The sequence below is a fragment of the Bradyrhizobium sp. USDA 3240 genome, assembly GCF_054063295.1.
The window spans coordinates 7,719,458-7,743,045 of the sequence record NZ_JBSSGD010000002.1 but is presented as its reverse complement, the minus strand read 5'-3'; the positions used below and the strand labels follow the sequence as shown (position 1 = coordinate 7,743,045).

Below are 23,588 nucleotides of genomic sequence, written 5' to 3'. Positions count from 1 at the left end.
TCACGACTACTCCCCTGAGGTTTTGGCAGTGCCGCCAGCCCCGTTGAGCTTTCGTCGGACTTCAGCAGGGACGCCCGTCACGAGCGTGTTGTCGGGCACGTCCTTCGTCACCACCGCGCCGGCGCCGACGATAGCGCCAACACCGATTCTGACGCCCGGTAGCAGATTGGCTCCCACGCCGATCGCCGCCCCGCGCGCGATGGTGGGCCCGAGCATCGGCGAGCCATCGTAGCCGTTCCGGCCGATCGCGTTGTCGTTCGAGGTGCCGACGCAGCCCGATATGAACACGTCGTCTTCGATCGTCATGTTGCCGGCCAGCCAGGTGTGATCCTGTACCCGGACGCGATCGCCAACGCGGGTGTTGTAATTGACCGTAACGTAACGTCCGACCACGGTCTTCGAGCCGATCCGCGATTGTTCACGGATCGAGGCGCCATCACCGATCAAGGTCCCCGCGCCGAGCGAGACGTCGTAGAAAATGACCGCATGCGGTCCGATCGAACAATCGGCGCCGATATCGATCCACGCCTCAAAATGCGGCGCCCGCGACAACGCGCCGGCACCCTTGGGTACTTTACCGATATAGGCTCCCGGGAAGATCTCGACATTGTCCCCTATTCTCACGCCGCTCTCGATCACGACATGCGGGTGAATGACCACCCTGTTGCCGATCGTGACACCTGACCGCACCACGGCGAACTCGGCGATCGTCACGTCCGCACCGATCGCCTCGGTCTCGACCACCGCCTGTGCACTAATTCGGCTCATCGTCACACCTTCCCACCGCCGGCGTGCATCGCGACGGGCTCCCGCTGCCGTTCCTGGTGGCTTTCGCGCTCCGCAGCCGCAAGCACAGTCGCAGCGACACGGCGCACCTGGTCGCGCGTGATCTCCGGGAACATCGGTAGCGACAGTGAGCGAGCCGCCATCGCTTCGCAGCACGGCAAATCACCCTGCTTGTAGCCGAGATAGGCGAACGCCGGCTGCAGATGCAGCGGCACCGGATAGTGGATTCCGCTCGCCACGCCGACCTCGTCGAGCCGCTTGCGCATTGCGTCCCGCTCGTTCGTGATGATCACGTACAAATGGTAGACGTGCGTGGATCCCGTTCGGACGAAAGGTGTCTTGATGGCCGGATGTCTCAACTCCGCGGTGTACCACTCTGCAGCACGCCGCCGATGTTCGTTCCACTCGTCCAGGCGTCGGAGCTTGACCTGCAGAACTGCGGCCTGCAGAGCATCGAGCCTGCTGTTGAACCCGACCTCGGCGTGATGGTAGTGGTTCGTTCGACCGTGGTCGCGCAACCGTTCGATCCGCTCGGCGATCGCCGCATTGTTGGTGGTGACGGCTCCCCCATCACCGTATGCTCCGAGGTTCTTCCCCGGGTAAAACGAAAAACAAGCTATGTCGCCGAGCGCCCCGGTCCGGATCCCCTGATACTCCGCTCCATGCGCTTGGGCTGCGTCCTCAATCACAAAGAGGCCGCGCCGCCGTGCGATGTCCTTGATCGGGCCCATCTCAGCCGGCTGGCCAAAGAGGTGAACCGGAACGATCGCCTTGGTACGACTGGTCAGGGCGCGCTCGATCATCCTCGGATCGATCGTGTGGGTATCGGGATCGATATCGACGAATACCGGCTGCGCTCCTGTCGCTACGATCGCCGCACCGGTGGCGATGAAGGTATGGGCGGTCGTGATCACCTCGTCGCCATGACCAACACCCAACGCCCGTAGCGCCAGATGAATTGCGTCCGTGCCGCTCGCCACACCGCGCGCATAGGGCACCTGGCAATAGGCGGCGAAATCTCGTTCGAACGAAGCCAATGCTTCGCCGCCGATGAACTGCGTGGATTCGAGAACGCCTTGAATTGCGTCGGCTACCTCATCCTTTAGCGTCGCATATTGTGCCTTGAGATCTACGAACGGAATTTTCATTTTTCAGCCTCACCAGGATTCATCTCAATCGCTCGAGAACCTCATCGAGCACCGTGCCCCCGCAGCACCGCGGGAACCGTTAGGACAATCAGCTTCAGGTCGGTCCACAAGGTCCAGTTCATTGCATATTCGACGTCCATCTCGAGCATCGCGTCGGGGCCCAGGCGACCACGGCCGCGAACCTGACAAAGTCCGGTGATGCCGGGCTTCACGATATGACGTCTATGATGCCAGTCGCGAAAGTACTCGAGTTCATAGGGAATCGCCGGCCGCGGACCGACGATGCTCATTTCGCCTCGCAATACGTTGAGCAGTTGCGGCAGCTCGTCGATGCTGGTTCTGCGCAGCAACCGCCCCACGCGCGTCACGCGAGGATCATCTGTCAGCTTGTATGGGGCATCCGGGTCGTTCGAGAGAACCTCCTTCGCCCAAACCCGGCGAATAGCGTCGCGATGGACGTTTTCGTCGGCCTTGTGACGAAGCGTCCGGAACTTGAGGCAGTTGAAGGGCTCCTCGTCTCGTCCGACCCGGCGCTGGCAAAAGATCGCCGGCCCAGGACTGTCGAGGCGAATCGCGATCCACACCGCCACAAGAAACGGAGCCAGTAAGAGGATCGCGGTGACGCTCAAAACGATGTCAAGCGCCCGCTTAACGAATTCCCGCGGGCTCGCCTTCCATCGCAAGGCTTCATCTAACGACAATTTCGGCAGCCCCCGCCGACGCGTTCCGCCGCAGAAACGCCGGTTGATGTGTTCCGTTGCCGCGGTGCTCCTGGTTGAGCCGTAGACACTCCGACGCAGCTTCGAGCGCTTCGACGACGCGCAAGCCATGCGCTCCGTTCGCAACGGGCTGCGTCCCGGTCTTGATTGCGTTGACGAAGTCGAGCAACTCGAGCTTCAACGGTTCGCTGCTGGATATCGCAGGAATATGAACATCGCCATGATGATAGGCTGACTGGAAGTCGGCGTAGGAGTCGCCGTTGATCCGCGGCCTGAAGCGCTTCTGGTAAACGCGAACCTTCTCGGACGGCTCCACGTCGTCGAACACCAGCATCGCATCGCTTCCGACGACCGTGATCTGGCGCACCTTGACGGGGTCCAACCATGAAACGTGCACATGGGCGGTCGGCCCGCTCTTGAAGCCCAACTTGGCGTAAACAACATCCTCGACGTCAGGCAGAACGTGCGCGCAACCCCAAGCGCCGATGTTGTGCGCGACCTCCTCGAGCAGGAAGAAGATGATCGAGAGGTCATGCGGCGCCAGGTCCCACAGGACGTTGGCGTCGGGCCGATAGAGACCGAGATTCAGGCGCCGCGAGTCGATGTAGTAGAGCTCGCCGAGAGCGCCGCTCCGGATCATCTGGCGCATCACACCCACTGCCGGATGGTACTCGAACGTGTGCCCGACCATCAGCACGCGATTCCGTTCTTCGGCGATCGCGATCAGTTCGCGGCAATGCGCGCTCGTCATGGCCAACGGCTTCTCGACGAGTGCGTGCTTTCCGGCCTTGAGCGCCGCCCGCGCCAGCTCAAAGTGCGTCACGGCGGGGGTGGCGATAATCACCCCGTCGACCGACGAGTTATTCAGGACCGCATCGAAGTCGCGCGAAACAGCGACAGAGGGATACTGTGATTTGACATAGTCCAGTCTGTCGGACCGCATGTCGGCGGCCATCGACACCGTTGCGCCGATATCGTGCCCAACACGGATGTGTTTTGCGCCCCAGTAGCCGCAACCGATGACGGCGAGCGATGGGCCGGCCTTTGCGGACTCAATTCCCGCGCTACCGGTCTTGTTCTGGCTATCAATAAAGCCAGGAGCGAGTTTGGAATAAAATTGTTTCGACATGTTTGCCACAATCACGCCAGAGGAAAGCAATGGTGAAAATCAGTATCCTCATGAGCACGGTTATCTCGCCATGTTGGCTCCCTAATTGAAGGCCTTAGCGTGCGTCCAATCAGGATAGCGGGTTGGGCGCGCGCCCCGCTGTAGAACACGGGTTATGCCTCACGCCCATCGGGGGTACCCCCGCCTTTGCGCGGGACACCCAGGCGCTCCACACGCAGTGCAATGGCCGGACCCTACGCGTCAAAAATCCGGGCACCATATTGTAATCAATCACCTTTTTTGACTTGCCATACTGGCCCGCTCGGTCAGGGATCAACATCACGCGGTCATCCTCCCGTCACACCTCCTCGCGTCCCTCCCGTCGGCAATTCCTTTGCGGCAACCCGACGCATCGCATGGCGGCAAAGCAGCGCTCTCGCGGAATGTCAGTGCTGCCGATTGGGGCTCACGCCGACCGCGGGATTTACAAATCGCCGACTGCGAGCGGCCTCGTCTGATGTCGATAAGTCCGCCACATCGCCTACCGCAGATTGGTTAGGCCGGGACTACCATTGCGCATCCGACCCATGGTGGAAACTCCGCCATCCATCGTATAGGCTTCCTCAAAAGAGGCGCACAGGCGCGAGGTCACGAACAATCTGCAGGAGGCCTGGCGGCCTTACCAACAGATGAGGCATAACCCACGGATGAAACGCCGACGCCATGGCCAAAGGCACTTCGATCGCACTTCTGCTTCGCGGCAACACTCCATCGACCAACGATCGCAACCTGACGGAAATTCTTGATCTCCTTGAAATTCCCTGGACGGCGCTGACAGCGGACGAAGCGCGCGGGGACAATGTGGCTGCGCTGACAGCAGGTCATCAGCAATTCTCCATCCTGACCTCCGCGTCCTGTCTCGCCGAAGTCCTGCAGCACTGCAAGACGGAGGCACTTCCGACCTGGATGGCGGCCGCCGCTTCGATCTTCGTTTATGGATTTGAGGCAACGGATCCTTGCCAGGCTCTCCTGCGCCAAATCACGGGAGACCCCGAGGCGGAAGTTCGCGGCTCCAATCCGCAGCCAATGACCGTATCGGTCACCGATGCTTTTCCGGAAATGTGCGGCCCAATGTCGGGGCTGCGGATCGAAGTGGAGCGCGGCGCCGCCGATGCCGCGCTCGTCATCCGCAACAGCCAGCTACAAAGCATCGTCGGAGCCCCCGACGGACACCTGTTCGCCGGGTTCACCAATTCCGGTGGTGTGCACTTTTTTGCCGACTCTTCGCTGACGATGGTGGACATTCGCGAACGCACCGCAACCTACTTTGATGTGAAAAAGCGTTTCGCCGGCGCGGTGCCAATCGTGATGTATCTGAAGTGGGCGTTCCGCGACGTTTGCTTGACGAGCGCCGAAACAAGCGCTTGCCTGATCATTGACGATCCGCCTCTATGGCCGCGGTACGGTCTCCTCGATTTTGATGACCTGCTGCAGCTTGCGGACAAGCTGACATTCGCAACGACCATTGCCTTCATTCCATGGAATTGGAGACGAACAGACCGCGACACCGTTGCCGCCTTTCGGGAAAGCAGCGGCAAATTGTCTGTCTGCGTGCACGGCTGCGATCACACTGGAGGTGAGTTCGCAGCCCGCTCGCCTGAGCTGCTCGACAGAAAGCTGAAAACCGCCAGAACGCGGATGCAGGCCCTTCGCCGGAACACCGCGCTTGACTACGAGAACGTGATGGTTTTCCCGCAAGGGGCATTCTCGCCCGAGGCCGCCTCGGCGCTCAAGCGGAACGGCTTCACCGCGGCCGTGAACACCGAGGTCGCACCGGCCAATGATGCCTTGAACGAAACCACACTCGCCGATCTCTGGAGTGTCGCCATCGTCCGGTATGGGAGCTTCCCAATCTTTACCCGACGATATATTCATCACGGCATCGAAAACTTCGCGTTTGATGGCCTCCTGGGCAAGCCGTGCTTCATTGCCGGTCATCACGACCTTCTCCGCGGCCGGGGTAGCGAACTGGCGGCATTCCTCCGGCTTCTCGCATCCTTGCAGTGGAAACTCTGCTGGCGACCTCTCGAGGACGCCGTTCGCCGCAGCTACGGCCTTCGACCCGACGGCGATACAATCCTGGTAAAGATGCTTGCCGAGCGACTTGTCTTCGAGAACGGCGGCCCCACGACGCGACGGATTTGCGTCATGAAGCGCGAACCACAGGTCGCTTCCCTAAGGGGTGTTGAAGTCAACCAAGGCCTCATCGCGTACGAGTACATCGACGGATATGTTCGCGTGATGGTCGATGTCCCGCCCGGCGGCTCGGCGGATATTCGGTGCATCTATCGCGAACAGTTGCTTGGTTCGCCCGCCGCGGAATCGATCCGATACCGGTTCGGGGTGGCCATTCGGCGATATCTATCTGAACTTCGGGACAATTACGGTCACCTGCTTCGTTCTCGCGCGTAGCCGAAGACAAACCAAAGCGACGTGATCAAGCCGCTTCGACCCAGACACATTGCCTTTGTCATGAAGCTGCGAGCAAGGGCGGCCCCCGCCGCTCGCTCCTAACAACCCTGTCAGCGGTCTGCCTCGACCGACCTGTCCGCCGCGGCGCGGACTGAACCACAGCGGCTCTCGCGTTCGATCATCAACGGATCGGATAGCGCCGCTTCGGTGCGCCTTTTCTTGCCGAAACCGGAATAGGTAGCCCGAAAAAGTCCAGGCTCCGCAAGCCCGAACGAATACAATCGGGCTGCACTTTGGCAGGCGTTGCGGACGCGTAACGCGCTCTCGGAGTGCCTGCCCGAAGACTATCTCTGAATGAAGCCGTCGACCTTGCAGACAACCCCTAAACAGCCGCCAGTGTTGCCGGCGCAACCTGATGCGCGTGATGGATCAAGATGAAAATAGCGGTGTTCGGACTCGGTTACGTAGGCATGACGGCGGCCGCTTGCCTCGCAAGGCAAGGACACGAAATCATCGGCGTCGACATCAGCGATGAAAAGGTCGCGATCGTCAACGCGGGCAAATCTCCAATTACGGAACCCGGCCTCGATCAACTCATAGAATCCGCCGTTCGAAAGCGCTTGCTGAGCGCGACAAAGGACGCGAGCGGGCATCTCGACGGCTGCACGCTGGCCATCGTGTGCGTGGGAACGCCCAGCGCGCCGGACGGATCCCACAACATGAGCTTCGTCGCTGAAGTGTCCCATCAGATCGCAGACCTGATCGGTCCCACTCGCACGACGGCGCTAACCGTCGTGTTTCGTTCCACGATGCGGCCCGGCACCATCGAGGATCTGGTTCTCCCGATTTTCGAAAGCGCATTGAACGGCAGGATGGAGCTAGTCGACGTCGTCTATAACCCCGAGTTCCTGCGCGAGTCGGTGGCGATCGAAGACTTCTTCAATCCGCCGAAGATCGTGGTCGGAACAAAGGATGGGGAACGGTGCCCGGTCCTTGACGAATTGAACGCGGGCATCGCAGCGCCTGTCTTCTACACCACCTACCGTACGGCCGAGATGACGAAATTCGTCGACAACTCGTTCCACGCAGTCAAGATTGCCTTTGCCAACGAAGTCGGTCGCGTCTGCGACAAGCTCGGCATCAGCGCGGCCACCGTTCACAAGATTTTCGTTTCTGACACCAAGCTCAACGTTTCACCGTACTATTTGAGGCCGGGCGGCGCATTCGGCGGTTCTTGCCTGCCCAAGGACGTTCGCGCGCTCCAATACATCGCAAGCGATGTCGGGGCGCATACCTGGCTCGTGGATTCGGTGCTCAGGTCGAACGACGAGCACAAGAATTTCCTGTTTGAGAATTGCCTGAAAGCGGTCCCGCCCGGCGGACGCGTACTGATGCTGGGACTCGCCTTCAAGGAGAACAGCGACGATCTTCGCGAAAGTCCCAATATCGACCTGGCTCGCAAATTCCTTCGCTTGCACATCGGCCTCTCGATCTACGATCCGCACGTCGAGCCGTCGAAACTGTTAGGGCAGAACCTTGGCTATGCGTTCGCCAATTTGCCCGCCCTTCGCAAATTGCTGATCGCAAAGTCCGCCGCCGAATCGGAACTATTCGACCTCGTCATCGATACCCGGGGGTGGGCGAAGCAGATGGCGCTGAATGCAAAACGGGTCATTGATGTCAACACTCTCTCATGACGACATCGTTGTGCACGAAACCGAGCAAGCGGTCGTTGGCTCGGTTCGCGGCCGGGTCCTGATCATCGTCGAAAATCTTCCAGTCCCGTTTGATGTCCGAGTGTGGGCGGAAGCGACCACGCTGGCGCGGCAGGGCTACGAGGTGTCCGTGATTTGTCCCAAGGGACCAGGCGCAACGGCCTCGTTTGAGATGCTCGAGGGAATCGCAGTCTATCGCCATTGGATGCCTGCGGAAGGTCGCGGGGTGCTGGGTTACGTCATAGAGTACAGCGTGGCGTTGTTCTGGGAATTCGTGCTGAGCGTGAAAGTTCTGGCAACGCGAGGATTTGACGTCATCCACGCGTGCAATCCCCCCGATCTCATCTTCATCGTCGGTGCATTTCATAAATTTCTGTTCGGGAAGTCGTTTGTTTTCGATCACCACGACGTTAATCCCGAACTCTACGAGGCGAAATTTGGACGCCGTGGCTTTCTATGGCGCGTCATGGTTCTACTTGAACGCGTCACATTCGCGCTGTCGGACGTATCGATCGCGACCAACCAATCGTATCGCACCATTGCGATTGAACGGGGCCGAATGAGCCCGGATCGTGTGTTCGTCGTGCGCTCCGCTCCGAATGTCTCCCGCGTTCGCTCACTTCCGCCGGACCCTGCCTGGAAGAAGGGACGAAAGTATCTTGTCGGATATGTGGGTGTTATCGCGCGACAGGAGGGGCTCGACCTGCTGCTTGATTCAATCAAGCACATCCGCGCGACACGGAACCGCGATGATATCCAGTTCGTGATCGTCGGAGGCGGACGGGAACTGGAGGAGCTCAAGACGCTTGCGATGGCGCTCGGACTGGACGACGTGGTCACGTTCACCGGCCGTGTCGATGACGACACGCTATTCACCATCCTATCGACGGCCGACGTCTGTGTGAATCCGGACCGCCCCAGCTCCATGAACGACATATCGACGATGCACAAGATCATGGAGTACATGACGTTGGGCAAGCCGATCGTCCAATTCGACCTCACAGAAGGCCGCTTTTCGGCGGGAGACGCATCGCTGTACGTGCCGAATGCGGACACCGCCGAGTTCGGCGACAAGATACTGGAGCTTTTGGAAGATCCGGCGCGGCGCGAAGCCATGGGCGCATTCGGTCGCGAACGAATTAGTGGCGAACTCGCCTGGCATCATGCATCGACGAAGCTTTTGACGGCTTATGAGAGAGTATTCAAACTGAGAGACAAAAGAGGATAGCAACCTATCCTCTTCGTATTTCAGCAGACGCCGAATTCCCGTTATCAGATGGCCGGTGACGTTGCGCACCGCGGGTCACGGTCGCTCCGACGATACAGGCGTCAACGACCCGGTCGTTATCATCAGGTTTCGGTAGTTGACGGCAACGGTCTCGGGCGCCGACGACCGATAGATCCCGAATTCCCAATTGGTGCCTACCCCAAAACCCAGAGGCCCGCTGTAATTCACGACCGGTGCCCCATCGATCCAGACCTTCAGGTAGCCGGTCGGGTCGTTCGAGAATTGGGCCTGCACTTTCACGTCGTGATACTTGCCGGTCACGATCGGGTTGGGGTCGGTCCAGAGTGTCTTGGTGACGACAAAGCCTGCGCCGTTGCTCGGGTTCTTGCCCGGCGGACAGTGGCGTACGAGCACCTGCAGGCGATCGCCCTGCAGGTTCAGCGCGACCGGAGGGGAGGTTCCGACGCCCGAGGCGTCATCGTCGTTGTGCCACTGTCCGACGATGAACCAACCGGTCGCGCTGTTGACGAGCGCCCCGTTGCTGCCGTTCGGCTCCACCATGAGCTGGTAGGTGAGCGTGATGGGCGTGGCGGCGGGATAGGTCACGGTGGAATTGATCTCGGAACGATCCACGGACGCGCTGTCGTACCAGGCATGGTCGCCCTTGCGGACCTCGAAGCGCAGGGTTTGGGGGTCGGGATTGGTCAGACTATAGCTCTGGTCTGCAACGTGAACGCCGTAGCTCACGTCGCCGATCCGAAAGCGGGTTCGCGGCTTACCGGAGAATGAGTTGATCGACGAAACAGCCGCTCTGCTGGTTGCTGTATTCCCATCGGTGCCGGCAGCACTGTAGGCCTCGGCGGACGGGCCCTCAGCCAACAGCGTTCTCTGACCACCTGCATTGGCGATGCTCGATGTCGATCCATTGGAGGTTTCCGCCACACTCCCAGCCAACGCAAAGATGAGGGGTAAAACTATTCTCATTGCCCATCCCTATTCGGTCCCGCGACCGCCGCAAAATGGCAGCCATACGCCAGCGTAACCCATTCAAATCTCGATGCAATTTATCGAGGGGCTCAATCGACGGAAAATAAGGACTACCGCCAGGCGTCGGCTCGGGAAGAATGCATGATCAGCTAGCATCGCGGCGCGAAGCCCTGCGGCCAGCGAGTCTGCCTCGCCGGCGGTTCACGCTACATGGCAGTCGTGCCGATGGGACCCTTGTCTCGCTTGTTGACGCCGCCCAAGTGCCTCGACTTGGCGACAAGGGGTGTCAAAGCCGCCATCAACTCGTGAGTCTTCACCATCGGGGAGTGATTTGCCTTGACATAGACCTGGCATCGCCGACTGAGCGCGTCGTATTCACCCGCGTCCATATTCCAAATCTCACTCACGGATCTTGAAAGCGCCAACTCGTCTTCGACCGAAGCGCCGAGAGCATGACGCTCGACAATCGCGTCCGGATCAACATGCCGGCGCGTCACAATGGGTGCGCCGACAGCCAGCGCCTCCAGAAATGCGTTTGAGAAGCCCTCGAAATCCGACGTACAGAGAAGCATTGTCGCTTCCGATAGAAATTTCTGAACGTCCGCCCGCCGCACATAGCCGACCAATTCCACGTTCGGCAGCTGACGCAAGCCATCCAAGGCATCCCGCGTCGATTGATCGGTATTGGGCGACGTCATCCCCGCCACGCGGAAGTTGACGGCCGGCAACGCCTTGGCGATCCGAAAAAGTAACGGCAGATTCTTCGGATAGCGGAACACACCGAGCCAGGCAACGTATCCGCGTTTGGCGCGCGGCAAAGGAGCTGCCGCGTCCTCCGCCATCGCAAACGGATTATGAAGGACATGGATTGGCTTGTCCGGAAAAAGCGCGGCCAACTTTCCGCGCTGATACTCATTCTGACAGAGAAATCCGGCAGTGCGATGCCGGGCCCACGAGTACGATATCCATTCATGAGCCGGAAGGAGCGCCTTGCAACGCTCATCGACATCAATGTCGCTTACAACGCGATAAACGAACGGAACCTTCAGTTGGTCGGCGACGAACGCCATGATGGCAGTATGTATCCCGCATACTCCCTGGACCAGGATATCCGGCTGGTAGCTGCGGGCGGCTGCCAATACTTTCGGGATATACGAATAGAAATACTTCGCGACCCGAATCCCACGAGCAGGATCATAAGTTTCGATGAGCTTGATCTGCTGTCCGGAACCTACATGCTCCAGCGCCCCCTTCCAGGTGAGGACGGCGGTCTCATGACCGGCGTTCTGGAGCGCACGAAGCCACACTGCGAGCTCGATCGCCCAACCACCAATCGGGTAGTTCTCATCTTTCATCAGATAGGGGATGGAAAAATCCATCGAGAGAATACGCACCCGACACCTCGTGCTTAATGGGACTGCGCCATGAAGAGAAGCTCCGCGACGCCTAACCCGCGAACTCGGGGCGTAGAGCTTCTCGGTTCGTGTAGCGAAGGAGCGAGCGTTGCCTTCACCGGGGAGCTCGATCGTCCCGTATCAAACCGACAATACGATACGCTCAATCTCACTTCCCTCCCGAAGCTTGGCTACCGTCTCAAATCTGTTTGCGCCGCTAAGCTGGAAGAGCGTGCCGTGATTGGTGCCGTTCAAGAGCGTTCGATTCACAATGAGGAACGAACCGGCACCGACCAGGCGATCCCTCAGGTTGCAGACCGCGCCGCGCAACTGCGCTTCGTTGAAATAGCCATGATTGAGCAGATTTGACACGCGGATCGCGTTGAACCGGCCGCGTAGATGAGCAGGGTTAGGCGCCAGAATGTCATCCTCGGCAAAGCTCAACCGCGCGTCGTCGCGGGCATGCGGGTTCACCAGAAGGACATCTTTCACCCCTTCCCGCGTGTTCGTCAGGGGCAGCAGCACACCCGCAAGTGTGTTCAGCGCGGCGACCACGAATCCGGTGCCCTTGAGAAAATCTCGGGGACCATTCAGGTACCAGCGCACCGGACGATCGGCAACGATATGCTGAAGCACTTTGCCATCGCGATCGAGAAGGACCTCATATCCTGGCAACAGGCGCACGAGGCTCCCGCGCATGCACAGATCTGTCGCGAGGATCTTCGCCTCGATGCCAGCGCGCGTCAGGGCATCCGCCCATTCGACGGAGGAGATTCCCGATGATACGCCGACGTCCATGACCTGGCTCGGCTTGCTACCAAGTTTCTTCCACTCATCGATAACGAGCTTGTTGAGATCATCAAGGCGATGATGATCGGTGGTCTTATAGGTGCCGTTCCGCAGCCGGATCGAGGCAAAGAACGCCGCCTCCTGTGTTTGCGTAAACGCATCACCTTCCGTCAGAAAATTCCTTGCATTCAAAACCACGCCGCCCCCAAAACCTCCGGAGAAGCGCATCAGGACCGTCATATACTGCACCCTCTGCTCGGCTCGTCTCTCGGGATCGCTCGAACTCAATCGATTGAAGGCACACTGCTCCTGGTGCGCCCCGTTTCTCGCGATCACAAGCATAATCTTTTGGGTCGATACGCGGCTCGACCCTTTCGGATTACCCATTCTCGATCGCCGCAAAAGCCGGGCCAACCGGCTCCGAATGCGCCGACCAAGGAGAGTTCTGCAGCCGTCAGGAAAGGGCTTGTCTAGCTGCACAAGCAGCGTGCGGCGGCGGATTGCACCGGCAGAGGCGGCGGTTTCAGCGGTTGACAACGTCCCTACCGGAAGGGCCGCCGTCTTGCTAGAAATCCTCGCATGGTCCAATCCACCGGCCGCCCGCGGAGCTCCCCGTCGATGATTCTCAACGTCGGCCGTATCGCGTTGCTCGTCGTCATAGGAAGCATTGCAACCCTCCCGGCTTCGCGTGGACAGAACGGCGCGACCCCGGGCAGCAGCGGCGACTTTGAACAGCGCATGCAGCGTATCGTGAATGGACTGCGAGCTGACACCGCAGCCGCACCTCCGATGAAACTTGCTGACCGGATGAACGAACTGCACGTTCCTGGCGTCAGCATCGCGGTGGTTCACGGCGGCGTAGTCGAAGCTCGGGGGTTCGGGGTTGCCACCATCGGTGGTCCGCCTGTAACGCCTGAAACTTTATTCCAGGCAGCGTCGATCAGCAAACCCGTTACTGCCGTAGCGGCGCTCGCATTGGTTCAGGCCGCCAAGCTCGATCTCGATGGCGACGTCAATCTATCCCTTAAGACCTGGAAGCTCCCTGTCAACTCGTTCACCGATCAATCGAAGGTTACACTTCGAAGACTGCTGAATCATTCGGCTGGTATAACCGTTCCATATTTTCCGGGATATCCTGCAGGCGCACCAATTCCGTCACTCAGCGACGTTCTCAATGGCGCCTCACTGTTGTGTCGCGACCTAACCCGGTTCCAGCCGTCAGCGCACGATTGGTTTGCACGATGCGGCTCTGCCAATACCGCGCCTGTCGTTGTCGATCACGAGCCCGGCACACGGTTCGAGTACTCCAGCGGCGCCTATACCATCGTTCAACAGCTGCTCATTGACGTGACCGGCACACCGTTTCCAAGATTGCTTGAAGACCTCGTCCTCAAGCCGTTCGGGATGACCCACAGCAGTTTCCTGCAGCCGCTGCCCAAAAATGACACTCCAATGGCCGCGACACCCTACCGAGCGACCGGGCAGCCGGTGCCCGGCGGCCCGCATGTCTATCCCGAGCTAGCTGCCGCAGGATTGTGGACGACACCGACTGACGTTGCACATTTTGCGCTCGGTGTGGTCCGCGCCTGGACCGGTCGAGATGCTCCCGTGCTGTCCCGGGCTACAGCTCTCCAAATGCTCACACCCGGCCTTGGCAACTACGGCCTTGGTCCGATTGTACTGGGAGTTGCCCCGCATCGACGAATTCTACATGCCGGCGTCAACGATGGCTTCGTCAGCTTGATGACGATGTTTGAAAATGGAGATGGCGCTGTCATCATGACGAACGGAGATCAAGGCGGAGAACTGGCCAACGAAATCATGCGCGGTATCGCGACCGAATACGATTGGCCGGATGGCCAGCCGAAGGCCCACTGACGAGTGGAGCTCCTGCCGTGGCTCGTCACTGAGCTTCGTTGGACGTCGCGTCCTCGCGCTGATATTCAGGTAACCCCGCACAATGCGGATCACCTTCCGTTACGCCCCGAGAACTCCCCATTCCCTCCGCACCTCAGCCAGCGTTCGATAGTATCCGGTCACAAACAACATCGCCGCATAACACACCAGAACCGCAGCCGGACCAACCACCGCAGCGACTGGAACCGGCGCTTGCAGCAGATCAAACGAAAACCGCACCAGCATTGCCGCCAACACCGAAGCGACCAGAATTAGTCCAAGGTTCTTCCAATCCTGCAACCTTGCGATCGGAGTGTTCATGACCTTTGAAAGTCTTCTCAGAAACAGAATATACACAACGAAGGTTGTGAGTACCGACCCGATCGCCGCCCCTGGCAAACCGTAGTACCAGACGCCGGCCAGGCTCGTTAACACGGCAAACGGAAGGATCGCAGCTTCATAGCGCATGTTGGCCGAACCCTGTCCAAATACATTGAGCAGGGTCGTAATCTCGGTCGAGATCAATGTCTGAATCAGATAGATGCGCAGCACTGGCGCGCCACTCACGTACTCCTTCGTAAACAGAAACTGAATGACTTCTTCCGCAAAGACGAACAATGCAGCGATAGCGGGGAACATGACCGCACTAATGATCACGTTGCCCTGATTGTTCAGCCGCAACAGGTCTTCGTGGCGACCCAATGAATGGAAATGACTCATCTTCGGCAAGAGCAAATTCCCCAGCCCGCCCCTCAAGACTTCGAACGGCATAAGGAGCATGGTTGCGATCGAAAAAATGCCGAACATGCCCGACGAAAACATCGTCGCGACAATCCAGAGCTCCGCTTGTTTCCGCACACTCCACAGCAGGCCGGCCACACCGAACGGAAGGGCGTAGCGGAGCTGCGCGCGGAACCGCTCCTTCTCAATTGGAAACAGTCGAATGCCGCAGTAGCGCGCAATGAAGACGGCAAGAAGTACTACGCGCACGCTGGCAGCAATCAAAGCCGCGATTAACACTTCTTCAAATCGATGGAAAACGACGGCTGCGGAAATTATCAGCGCAGCTCTCAGCACGGATGAAGCCAGGATTGCTTGCGCTTGCCAGCGGATTCGCCCCACGGCGTTGGGCAGCACGTCAAGCAACAGGCCCAGATTCCAGACGAACAGGAACAGCACCAGCAACAACCCGTGGTCGTGCAGCAGATCCTTCATGCCCGATGGAAGAACGTGACGAAAGGAAAAAATCAGAAGCACCGCAACCATCGTTGCGGCGAGCAGGAACAGGACCGTCTGCCCGACGTAAACCCGCCGTCCCTCTGCATCCAGCCGGACAAAAAAGAAGAGCAAGCTCCGGGGCATGTTGAAGGAGAACAACAGGGCCACCGTCGTTACCAGCAGCCAGAACAGCCGATATTCGCCAAACGCGGTGGGGCCAATCGTTCGCACCAGGACGATCGGCGTCAACAGCATGATGACTTGCTCGGTGTACTGTGCAGCCGAGAGCGCAATTCCTTGACGCAAGATGGATGCCATGGGTCAGCGACCTCGCGACGGCGTCAGCAACCGAACGCCCAAATTGAGGTTTGCGTACCTTCCAAGAACACGATCAAAAATCACCGATGGACTCCAGAAACACAGGACAGGACGACAATCCCACAAAGCGAACAAGGGCCCGATGCCAATTGGCTTGCGCACGCCTCACCTCTCTTGAGCCACTTCCGGTCAATCTCGTATGACCAATCGATGCATCATCTTGTCGAACCGTGGGCGTTGAACCGACAATAAACTATCAATGCCCCCTCAGTCACACGGAGCTCAAGAGCGCATCCATGTCACAAGCGACCTTTTTCCAGGTGTAATGCTCCAGCATGACTTTTCGCGCGCTCAGGATCATGGAATAGCGAAGGCCTTCGTCTTCAATGAGCAACTTGATCGCAGCCGCGACATTCTCGGGCTCGTCGGCTCGCATGTAATCGACGCCTTCTCGCGCCATACCAAGCGCTTCGATGCCCACTCCCGTTGAAACAACGGCCAGCCCCATGGCAAACGCCTCAAGTACCTTGTTCTTCAATCCGCTGCCAATTCGCATCGGGTTCACCATGATGGGGTACTCGGCGAGCACTGAGCAGATATCATCGACGAATCCGGTGAGACGAATGCCGTCGTCTCGCCGTGCCTCCTCGAGAAGCCACCCCTCCGCATCTTTGCCCACCACGCACCACTCAATTCCCGCGGGAGCCAGGTACGGTCGATAGACGTCCTGATAGAAGAAGCGAACCGCGTCGCTGTTTGGCTTGAAGGCGAGATTGCCCCAGAATGCCACTCCCCTCCGCTTAGCGACACGCGCGTTCGATTCGAATGCGTCCATCAGGTCGGGCGAGACACCGTTCGGTACCGTGCTCACGTTCGCGGTTCTGCCGGACAGCCTGCAAACCGTATCGGAATCGGCATCATTGACTGTGGTGACGTGGTCGAACCAAACGGGCAAACAAGCCTCCGCCCTTGCGCGACGCGCGAGCATCAGGCGCGCGTCGAGACGCGTTCTCAGCTGCGCGGGCCACGGCGGAAAGAACTGCATTTGTCTGGTCAACGTCAGCACTTCGCTGTCGATGAGATCGAACAGTATTTTCTTCTCGCTCGAAAACGGTCGGACGAATTCTGCAAGTACGAGGCAGAAGACAATCATGTGATCGATACTGTTCTCTTCGCAGAAGCCAGCTATCGCTTTGGTAACCGTTGAAAAGTGATCCGGATAAGAGAGCGAGAAGTAGTCTGAATCATTTCGACGGAAGTGCCTCTTCAGTGAGGGCCTGTGAGCCGGGAACTTCGGCGTTTCCGCAATCTTTTTGAAGACATCGGACAAGCCAACTAGGCTGCTGGTAGATTCGTCCGTCGAACCGAGGTTTACCGTCAAAAGATACAGTTCATGCCGCTTCGCCAATTCGCGGCACAAGTGCCACACGCGTAGATCATGCCCGTTGGTCAGGCTTGCGAGCGGTTTATGCGTTACAATCAGGATGCGCGTCACGGCAATTCATTGACCTTCGACTGAGATAGGCGGAGCCAGACACAGCATGATGCGACTAGACCCTTGACCCATCCAGTGGAGCCGAGCTTTCGGGGTCGGATTTGAGCCCATTTGGCTCTCCCGCGCAACGGGAGGTGGCGCTCCCAATGGAGCGATCGGTCTCACTGCGTTGCTCTTTGTGAGTAGTACTTGGACGGCTCGCGCAAGCCAGATAAGGCTGAGATCGGTGGCTGCCGCACCGCTCGCTCACAAACACTATGCCGTGCGCGACGGGGATCGGGACACCGGCGCAAGCCCTACTGGGGCAGCGGACATTCGTCGGGAATGATGAAGAAGTTTCCCGTGAAGTTCTTGAGGCCGGACCCGGCAGGCTTGAGCACGCCATGCTCATAGCCGTACATGCGATAGCGCTCGCCTTCGAACATCGCTCGAATCTCGTCGCGGTTCTCGGGCTTCCATATCTCGCAGAAGATGAGCGGCCGGCAGCGCCTTATCAGTTCCATGCCCCCTTTCAGCACCTCGGCCTCGAATTCCTCGACATCGATCTTGATCGCGTGCACATCCGTGCGCGTCTTGAGGTCCGGAACGTCGTCGAGCGGCTCTATCTTGATCTGGAAGCGGATGCCTTCCTTGTATTCGGAGTGCCCGTCGTCGACCTGGCACAGCGCGTGTCGCTTAATGCCGCCTATCACAGGCATGATCATCGGAAGTGCTGCAGCCTGGCGGCCCAGACCGCATTCGTGAACCGTCACGTTGGCGAGCGTATGCTGCGCGACCACGCGCGTCAGACTCCTGAAGTTCTCGGGCCCCGGCTCGAACGCATGGACCCGGGAGCCGGGCTTCGTTGCCGCCAGAAAATAGGCCGTCACCCCGATATTGGCGCCGATGTCGAGGATTACGCCGTCGTTCGGCACCATGTTGAGAAAGTACAGGAAGTCGGCTTCGTAACGGAACGCCTTTATCGTAGCGATGCGCGCTTGAGCGACAAAGAAAAGGTAGTTGTCAAATCCGAGCGCGCCGATGAGCAGGCGCTGCGTGAGACGCTTGAGCGGTCCTATCACTGGAGCGCTCCCTGCCAGTTTGACCGTCGCTGCGCTCCACCGAAATTCTTCTGTCCCCGCGCGCACGAAGCTCCCCTCGGGTCGTAGAACGCTTCGCCGTGCTTGATGAACGCGTGTGACAGTGCCGTGTTCATACGGCGCCCGCCGGCACGGTCACACGAGAGCGGGATCTTGATCATTTCGGTCGGGCTGTTGCCAACCGCCCTCTCCCGCTCGGACATAGTCACGCTGGAATCCATCACAATTAGGAACGATGCGAAGCTAAATATCATCATTAGGCGGGCTCGGTCGCTTCGTTGCAAGAAGATCACGGGCTCAGCGACGGAGAACAGGAGTTACCTCCACCGGCTTGTCGCCGCGGTTGCGGTGCCGGCGTGAGGCGGGGCCTCGAGGGGGCCCTGGAGCCCTCGGACCTGCCTCGTATTGCACCAGCGTCAGGTCGCTGAGGCTTACCTAAGCGACAATTCCATCAGCGATGACCGGTTGTAATCAGCAGCTCATGCCGAGTTTTGGCCCACGCGCGAAGACAGGCGCGCCAGGTTAACCATCATCGCAATGAGAGGGAACAGGTACATGTTCTCGAACGATGGAAATACCTCCCGCTCGGTAAACATGCTTATTCCATAGCCGACGATGCACGCAAACAGGGCCCAATACAGGTCGTTATGCAACCGTCGGCCGACACGCCCAGGCGGTTGATATCCCGACGCACATAAAAACGAGAAGAATGCCGGTCGCGATCGCTCCACAGTCGAGAAAGAAATCGATAATTGCGTTGTGCGCATGAGTAGCCTGTATGAGCGTTCCCGTGTACCAGGCTTCGCTGGTTATGATTCCGGACCGACCCGCGCCGAACAGAAACAGGCCGAGATCACTCGTCCATTCGTTGAGCACCGGGATCCAAATGAAATCTACACGGCCAGTCAGCAATTCGTCAGCCGACACCTCCGAAGTCCCATCGAAACCAATGGAAAAGATGGCGTCCATAGTTGGCGCGATCCAGAGAACGGATGCGATGGCCACCATCGCGGCGCCGGCAGCCAGGACGGCAAACTTGCGCTTGTAAATCAGAATAAGAACGTAGGAGCCCACAACGGTCAGAAGCGCGCTGCGCGATGAGAGTAGAAGGAGCCCCAAAAGCGACAAGGCGACGGGCACCATCCAGAGTGAGCTACGTGTAAGTGCCTTGTACAGCAACAAGGGCGCCGTGCAGATGTATATCGTGCCCATCGTGTTGTAGTGGATGCCGAAATAGGCTTCACAAAAATCGTTAACGGCAGCCCGACCCGAAAGTGCGGCCGATGGATTCATGGCGGCGACGAATATGAAGCTCGCCGATAAGACGAGAATCGAAACGCAGATTGCGTTGACGACTGTCTCAATCTCCGAAAACGAACGACATCGCTTCAGAATGAACAGAAACGGCAGTATGTAGAACGCCGGAACCATGCCGTATGACATGATGTAATCCAAATAGGAATCTGGAAATACATCGGGGAGACGCTCATGAAGCAGAGGAGCATTCGAGACTGATCTAGCAAAGGCAATGATGAAGGTTACGAAATACAGCAAGAGAATGCGGATGGACGTCCGTTCGATTTTGTCGGTCGCTGATAAGAGTGAAACTCGGAATAACAAATAGACCAGCACTCCCGCTGACAACAGGTTGAAGGGTTTGCAGCCCTGTATGCCTAACAGGTTCGAATTGACGAACGGCACTCGTTGAAATGGCAGTATGAAAATGACCGCCAGAAAAAGCCATTTTACCCTTTGGTCGAGCGAGTACGCAGACGCGCGATGATAGGGAGTTCCGCCGCCATATCTTACCGCAACGGTCATGACGAGCCCGCTCCCTGCGTTTCAGCGCGATCGAGCGCGAGTGCACGGTTTCTCGGTGTGCAGCGGCTCCCAAGCCACTGAAAGTCACCTCGAGCGAGCTTGAGCGGTTCTATCGACATGGCACAACGCGTCGAATCCGCGCCCAGTCTTCATTCCCGGCCAGCAGCGTGACGTCTTCCGAACTGATCATCCGATGGCGCCTGCCCGCCGGCTGTCCAACACAGTGCATCTCAAGCATTTCCGAGAATGGCAGTTCTGCCCTCACCCCGAACCCGTAAGGCGCACTGGCCTGGTCTTCGACGTTTCAGATTGATGATCCGGTCGAACTGCGTCCGAGACAGGCCACTCGGCTCTATCATCGTGTCCGAGCAAGTGGTCCAACGCAGCGAAGCGCATGTGACCATCCATCAGATCCTGCAGCACCGCGAAGGCGAGGCCGAGAAGCAGCCCGCCAAGGAGCGCTATTCCAAGTACATTCTTGGGCTTTGGCGAAGCGGCCCTCAGAGGAGGCAACGCTTGAGTAATCAGGCTCGCAGCAAACACCGGCGAGGACTGCTGTCGCGTCGCCTCAAGCCTGCGCAGCATGTGACGAAAATTATCATAAGCACTCTTGGCCGATTCTGCAGCGGCCGCCAACTTGTCCATATTGGCGGCGGAATCCGGCGCATCCTTCTTGCTCCTACTGAAGTCCTCGAGTGCCCTTTGCGCAGCCGCCGCTTGAGTGCTCAAGCCATTCAGTCGATCCCGGACCCACGTCTCATCTTGCAGCGAGCCCCCTTGGTCCATTTGATGCGTAATATACTTTTCTGCGACGGCGTTCAGAATCTGCGCTGCTCGATCAGGGTTCTTGGAACTGAAGGTGAGCTCGACGAGGTAAGTCGGGCCGATGCGCTTGGCGGTAAGCCTTTGTCCGAAGGATTCCACGGCGTAGCGCATGGCGCTACCTTCGCCTTCCGGTCTAGTCCAGCCGAGCAACCGGGATACGGACAGCGCGCTGCTACCCTGCCCGCCCGCAAACTCCGGATCCTGTGCAAGGCCGAGCCTCTCGATCACAGCACTGGCGATGCTCTCGGACCTTATGATTCCGATCTGGCTCTCGACAATCGTTGCGACTGCTGCAACGTCGCCGGGGGTCGCTTTCGAATCTACGATAAGTTGCGCCTTGGCAGTAAACGTGGGTACCGCCATGATGAGGTAGAGCACGGCAACGCAAAGCGCTGCGCAACACACCAGGAACATGGTCAACAGGCGTCGCCGTACGAAGGCAAACACCGCTCGCACGGAAATGACCGACGTAGGACGAAATTCCGGCGGCGGCGGATCGTCCCGGTTCATCCAACTATCCGTTGTATTCTGTAGCATTTTCATACCAGCGCTGATGATTGCTGGCCGAAACCGCGCGTAGTCGCGGCCTCAACCTGTGATAGACGAGGACCGCGACATGAGCCGAAGTCACGCTGGCGACGGATTCGGCAGCGGTCATGGCCGGTGAGGCCAGTAACCGGCCCGACGGCACCTGCTGAATTCACCCGGCTGCCATGGACCGGATGCGCCGGAAGGTTGGCGGAGGCCGGCAGCCCGGTGAAGAACGCATCGTTCATGGCACTCTACGGCCCAATCACGCATTTCCTGCTGAATCAGTACATTCCGGGTCACAGGTTGGGAAAGGCAATAAATGGGTAATTACGATGGTCCATTGAGCCGCGGCACTACCGGACTAAATTCGAGTGGCGATCCGCGCGTTCGCACATCCCAATGGATCCGATGCAACTTCGAATTGACGATCAACAGGGCCGATCAATCGAAAATGCGGGCGGGAAGCCCTGCCTCGCAGCAAATGAGGGAACCAACCCCGGTTTGCCGATCGTCCGCCTCGATGGCGACCCGAGCGTCAGCGATGTTGACGTGTTGGTACGCCGACAGATTCCGAGGGCTTCATCCTGGTGACCACGTCGCAGAAAGTTGCCGTCATGCCGAACTCCACACCGCGCAAGCGTTTCAGGCCCAGTATCCTGGACAACGGCCTCGGCGGTTACATCAAATGGGGCTTGGTCGCCCTCGGCTTGGCGATTTCAGTGACCCAAGCGAAAGCCGAGTATCTCGTCAATGTCGGAGATGTGCTGGAGGTCGCGGCAGCGGGCGTGCCGGAGCTGCGATCTCGTGCAGCCGTCCAGACGGACGGGAACATATCGTTGCCGCTCGTCGGAGTGCTTCAGGTAGCCGGCCTGAGCTTGCCGCAGATCCGAGCCAAGGTCGGCACCGCACTGGCGAACAAAGTGTTTCGACAGAGAAGTCCGGAAGGGCGCGAAAGCGTCATCGTGATAGATGCAGATGAAATCACTGCAACCGTGGCGGACTACAGGCCGATCTACATCAATGGCGATGTCTCGAAGCCGGGCCAGTATCCTTACCTTCCGTCGATCACCGCACGTCAACTCATAGCAGTGGCAAGCGGTTATGACATCATGCATGTGAGAATGAACAATCCGTATCTCGATCTGGCGGACATGAGAGCCGAGTACGGATCGCTCTGGACGGAATTCGCCAAAGAGCAGGCGCGCTTGTGGCGTATCAAGACGGAACTTGGAGAGGCGACCCAGATCGCTCCGAACGCTGCGAAGGAGGCACCGATCGCTCGATCGGCGATTTCGGAAATCTTCAATGCTGAAACGGAGTACCTGAAGGCGAAGCAAAGTGACTATCAGCAGGAGAAGGAGTTCATCCAGCGCGGCGTTCGGCAGGGAGACGAGGAAGTGCGCGTGCTGTCCGAGCAGCAAAAGCGGGAGGAAGAGGGATTTCAGTCGGACCAGGAAGAGCTGCAAAAGGCGCAAGATATGTTCGCCAGAGGCACCCTGACCAGCCCGCGCGTCACGGATGCGCGTCGGGCGGTTCTGCTGTCGTCAACCAGGAAGCTGCAGACCTCCGCGCAGCTGCTGCAGGTCAAGAAGCAACAGGATGATCTCGTCAGAAGGCTGACAAAGCTCGATGACCAGCGGCGGCTTGACCTGCTGCGCGAGCTGCAGGACACGAGCTTGAGGCTTAACCAGGTTCGCGAGAGACTGCAGGCCGTGGGTGAGAAGATTCAATACACCGCGATGGTTCGATCGCAGCTCGTGCGAGGAAGCGGAAGCAAGCCCGACATTACCATCGTCAGGAAGGGTAAGAACGGGCCGGAACAGATTGCCGCGAACGAAGACACCGAGTTGCAACCAGGCGACACGGTCGAGGTCTCCTTGCGATACCAGGATCTTCCGGACGTACCTTCCCGAAAGCTGAGCGGATTAGGCTCGTCACCGGCGACGGGCCGAACTGCGGTGACGGAGGCTGATCCGCCTTCAGTCGGCGTCAGATGATGAGGTCGGTCCGCTCGGTCACGGCTGCAAGCTGATCGGCCAGGCACGGCGCGTGTCCGCAA

General features: G+C 58.8%; 17 protein-coding genes. 5 read left to right on the top strand and 12 right to left on the bottom strand.

From position 1 onward, the window contains the following. Nucleotides 1-6: 6 nt before the first annotated feature. The 4 genes from ACVIGA_RS36995 to ACVIGA_RS36980 are packed head-to-tail and all read right to left on the bottom strand — an operon-like array spanning nucleotide 7 to nucleotide 3,782. Entirely contained in the window at nucleotides 7-744 is a 738-nt protein-coding gene (locus tag ACVIGA_RS36995) for an acyltransferase (RefSeq protein WP_456669898.1), read from the bottom strand. A gap of 26 nt (nucleotides 745-770) precedes the next feature. After that, complete coding sequence (locus tag ACVIGA_RS36990; RefSeq protein WP_456669897.1) at nucleotides 771-1,934, bottom strand: DegT/DnrJ/EryC1/StrS family aminotransferase; 1,164 nt, start codon at nucleotides 1,932-1,934, stop codon at nucleotides 771-773. Between the two features lie 41 nt (nucleotides 1,935-1,975). Then, on the bottom strand, nucleotides 1,976-2,635 hold the full coding sequence (locus ACVIGA_RS36985; protein ID WP_223973889.1) for a sugar transferase: 660 nt from the start codon (nucleotides 2,633-2,635) through the stop codon (nucleotides 1,976-1,978). Continuing rightward, entirely contained in the window at nucleotides 2,622-3,782 is a 1,161-nt protein-coding gene (locus tag ACVIGA_RS36980; protein WP_456669896.1) for a Gfo/Idh/MocA family protein, read from the bottom strand. The genes ACVIGA_RS36985 and ACVIGA_RS36980 overlap by 14 nt, the downstream gene beginning before the upstream one ends. Nucleotides 3,783-4,484: 702 nt before the next feature. On the opposite strand from ACVIGA_RS36980, the gene ACVIGA_RS36975 reads away from it, so the two are divergent. From ACVIGA_RS36975 to ACVIGA_RS36965, 3 genes are all read left to right on the top strand, one after another. After that, nucleotides 4,485-6,233, top strand: coding sequence for a hypothetical protein (locus ACVIGA_RS36975; RefSeq protein ID WP_456669895.1), 1,749 nt, complete (start codon nucleotides 4,485-4,487; stop codon nucleotides 6,231-6,233). A gap of 434 nt (nucleotides 6,234-6,667) precedes the next feature. Further along, nucleotides 6,668-7,930, top strand: coding sequence for a nucleotide sugar dehydrogenase (locus ACVIGA_RS36970; RefSeq protein WP_223973903.1), 1,263 nt, complete (start codon nucleotides 6,668-6,670; stop codon nucleotides 7,928-7,930). Further along, the gene (locus tag ACVIGA_RS36965) at nucleotides 7,911-9,176 is read left to right on the top strand and encodes a glycosyltransferase family 4 protein (RefSeq protein ID WP_456669894.1); all 1,266 of its coding nucleotides are present in this window, start codon (nucleotides 7,911-7,913) and stop codon (nucleotides 9,174-9,176) included. Before ACVIGA_RS36970 ends, ACVIGA_RS36965 begins: the two co-directional genes overlap by 20 nt. A gap of 75 nt (nucleotides 9,177-9,251) precedes the next feature. Here ACVIGA_RS36965 and ACVIGA_RS36960 read toward each other — a convergent pair whose 3' ends face one another. The 3 genes from ACVIGA_RS36960 to ACVIGA_RS36950 form a co-directional block, all read right to left on the bottom strand. Next, nucleotides 9,252-10,118, bottom strand: coding sequence for a heparin lyase I family protein (locus ACVIGA_RS36960; protein ID WP_456669893.1), 867 nt, complete (start codon nucleotides 10,116-10,118; stop codon nucleotides 9,252-9,254). Nucleotides 10,119-10,369: 251 nt separating this feature from the next. Continuing rightward, nucleotides 10,370-11,557 carry a glycosyltransferase family 4 protein gene (locus ACVIGA_RS36955; protein WP_456669892.1) on the bottom strand — a complete coding sequence of 396 codons (1,188 nt, stop codon included), beginning with the start codon at nucleotides 11,555-11,557 and terminating at the stop codon, nucleotides 10,370-10,372. A gap of 141 nt (nucleotides 11,558-11,698) precedes the next feature. Further along, on the bottom strand, nucleotides 11,699-12,733 hold the full coding sequence (locus tag ACVIGA_RS36950; RefSeq protein ID WP_456669891.1) for a hypothetical protein: 1,035 nt from the start codon (nucleotides 12,731-12,733) through the stop codon (nucleotides 11,699-11,701). 231 nt (nucleotides 12,734-12,964) lie between these two features. Here ACVIGA_RS36950 and ACVIGA_RS36945 point away from each other — a divergent pair, with 231 nt between their 5' ends. Further along, a complete protein-coding gene (locus ACVIGA_RS36945; protein ID WP_456669890.1) occupies nucleotides 12,965-14,224 on the top strand; it encodes a serine hydrolase domain-containing protein in 1,260 nt (419 codons plus the stop codon). A 99-nt stretch (nucleotides 14,225-14,323) separates the two neighbouring features. Here the strand turns inward: ACVIGA_RS36945 and ACVIGA_RS36940 are convergent, their stop codons facing one another. From ACVIGA_RS36940 to ACVIGA_RS36920, 5 genes are all read right to left on the bottom strand, one after another. Further along, nucleotides 14,324-15,778: a lipopolysaccharide biosynthesis protein gene (locus ACVIGA_RS36940; RefSeq protein WP_223973918.1), complete on the bottom strand. Its 1,455-nt coding sequence runs from the start codon at nucleotides 15,776-15,778 to the stop codon at nucleotides 14,324-14,326. A gap of 271 nt (nucleotides 15,779-16,049) precedes the next feature. After that, complete coding sequence (locus ACVIGA_RS36935) at nucleotides 16,050-17,273, bottom strand: glycosyltransferase family 4 protein (RefSeq protein WP_456669889.1); 1,224 nt, start codon at nucleotides 17,271-17,273, stop codon at nucleotides 16,050-16,052. 296 nt (nucleotides 17,274-17,569) lie between these two features. Next, nucleotides 17,570-18,334 carry an FkbM family methyltransferase gene (locus tag ACVIGA_RS36930; protein WP_223973922.1) on the bottom strand — a complete coding sequence of 255 codons (765 nt, stop codon included), beginning with the start codon at nucleotides 18,332-18,334 and terminating at the stop codon, nucleotides 17,570-17,572. A 663-nt stretch (nucleotides 18,335-18,997) separates the two neighbouring features. Further along, the gene (locus ACVIGA_RS36925; protein ID WP_456669888.1) at nucleotides 18,998-20,173 is read right to left on the bottom strand and encodes an O-antigen ligase family protein; all 1,176 of its coding nucleotides are present in this window, start codon (nucleotides 20,171-20,173) and stop codon (nucleotides 18,998-19,000) included. Between the two features lie 261 nt (nucleotides 20,174-20,434). Next, complete coding sequence (locus tag ACVIGA_RS36920) at nucleotides 20,435-21,508, bottom strand: GumC family protein (protein ID WP_456669887.1); 1,074 nt, start codon at nucleotides 21,506-21,508, stop codon at nucleotides 20,435-20,437. Between the two features lie 608 nt (nucleotides 21,509-22,116). On the opposite strand from ACVIGA_RS36920, the gene ACVIGA_RS36915 reads away from it, so the two are divergent. Continuing rightward, the gene (locus tag ACVIGA_RS36915) at nucleotides 22,117-23,526 is read left to right on the top strand and encodes a polysaccharide biosynthesis/export family protein (RefSeq protein ID WP_456669886.1); all 1,410 of its coding nucleotides are present in this window, start codon (nucleotides 22,117-22,119) and stop codon (nucleotides 23,524-23,526) included. Nucleotides 23,527-23,588: the final 62 nt, after the last annotated feature.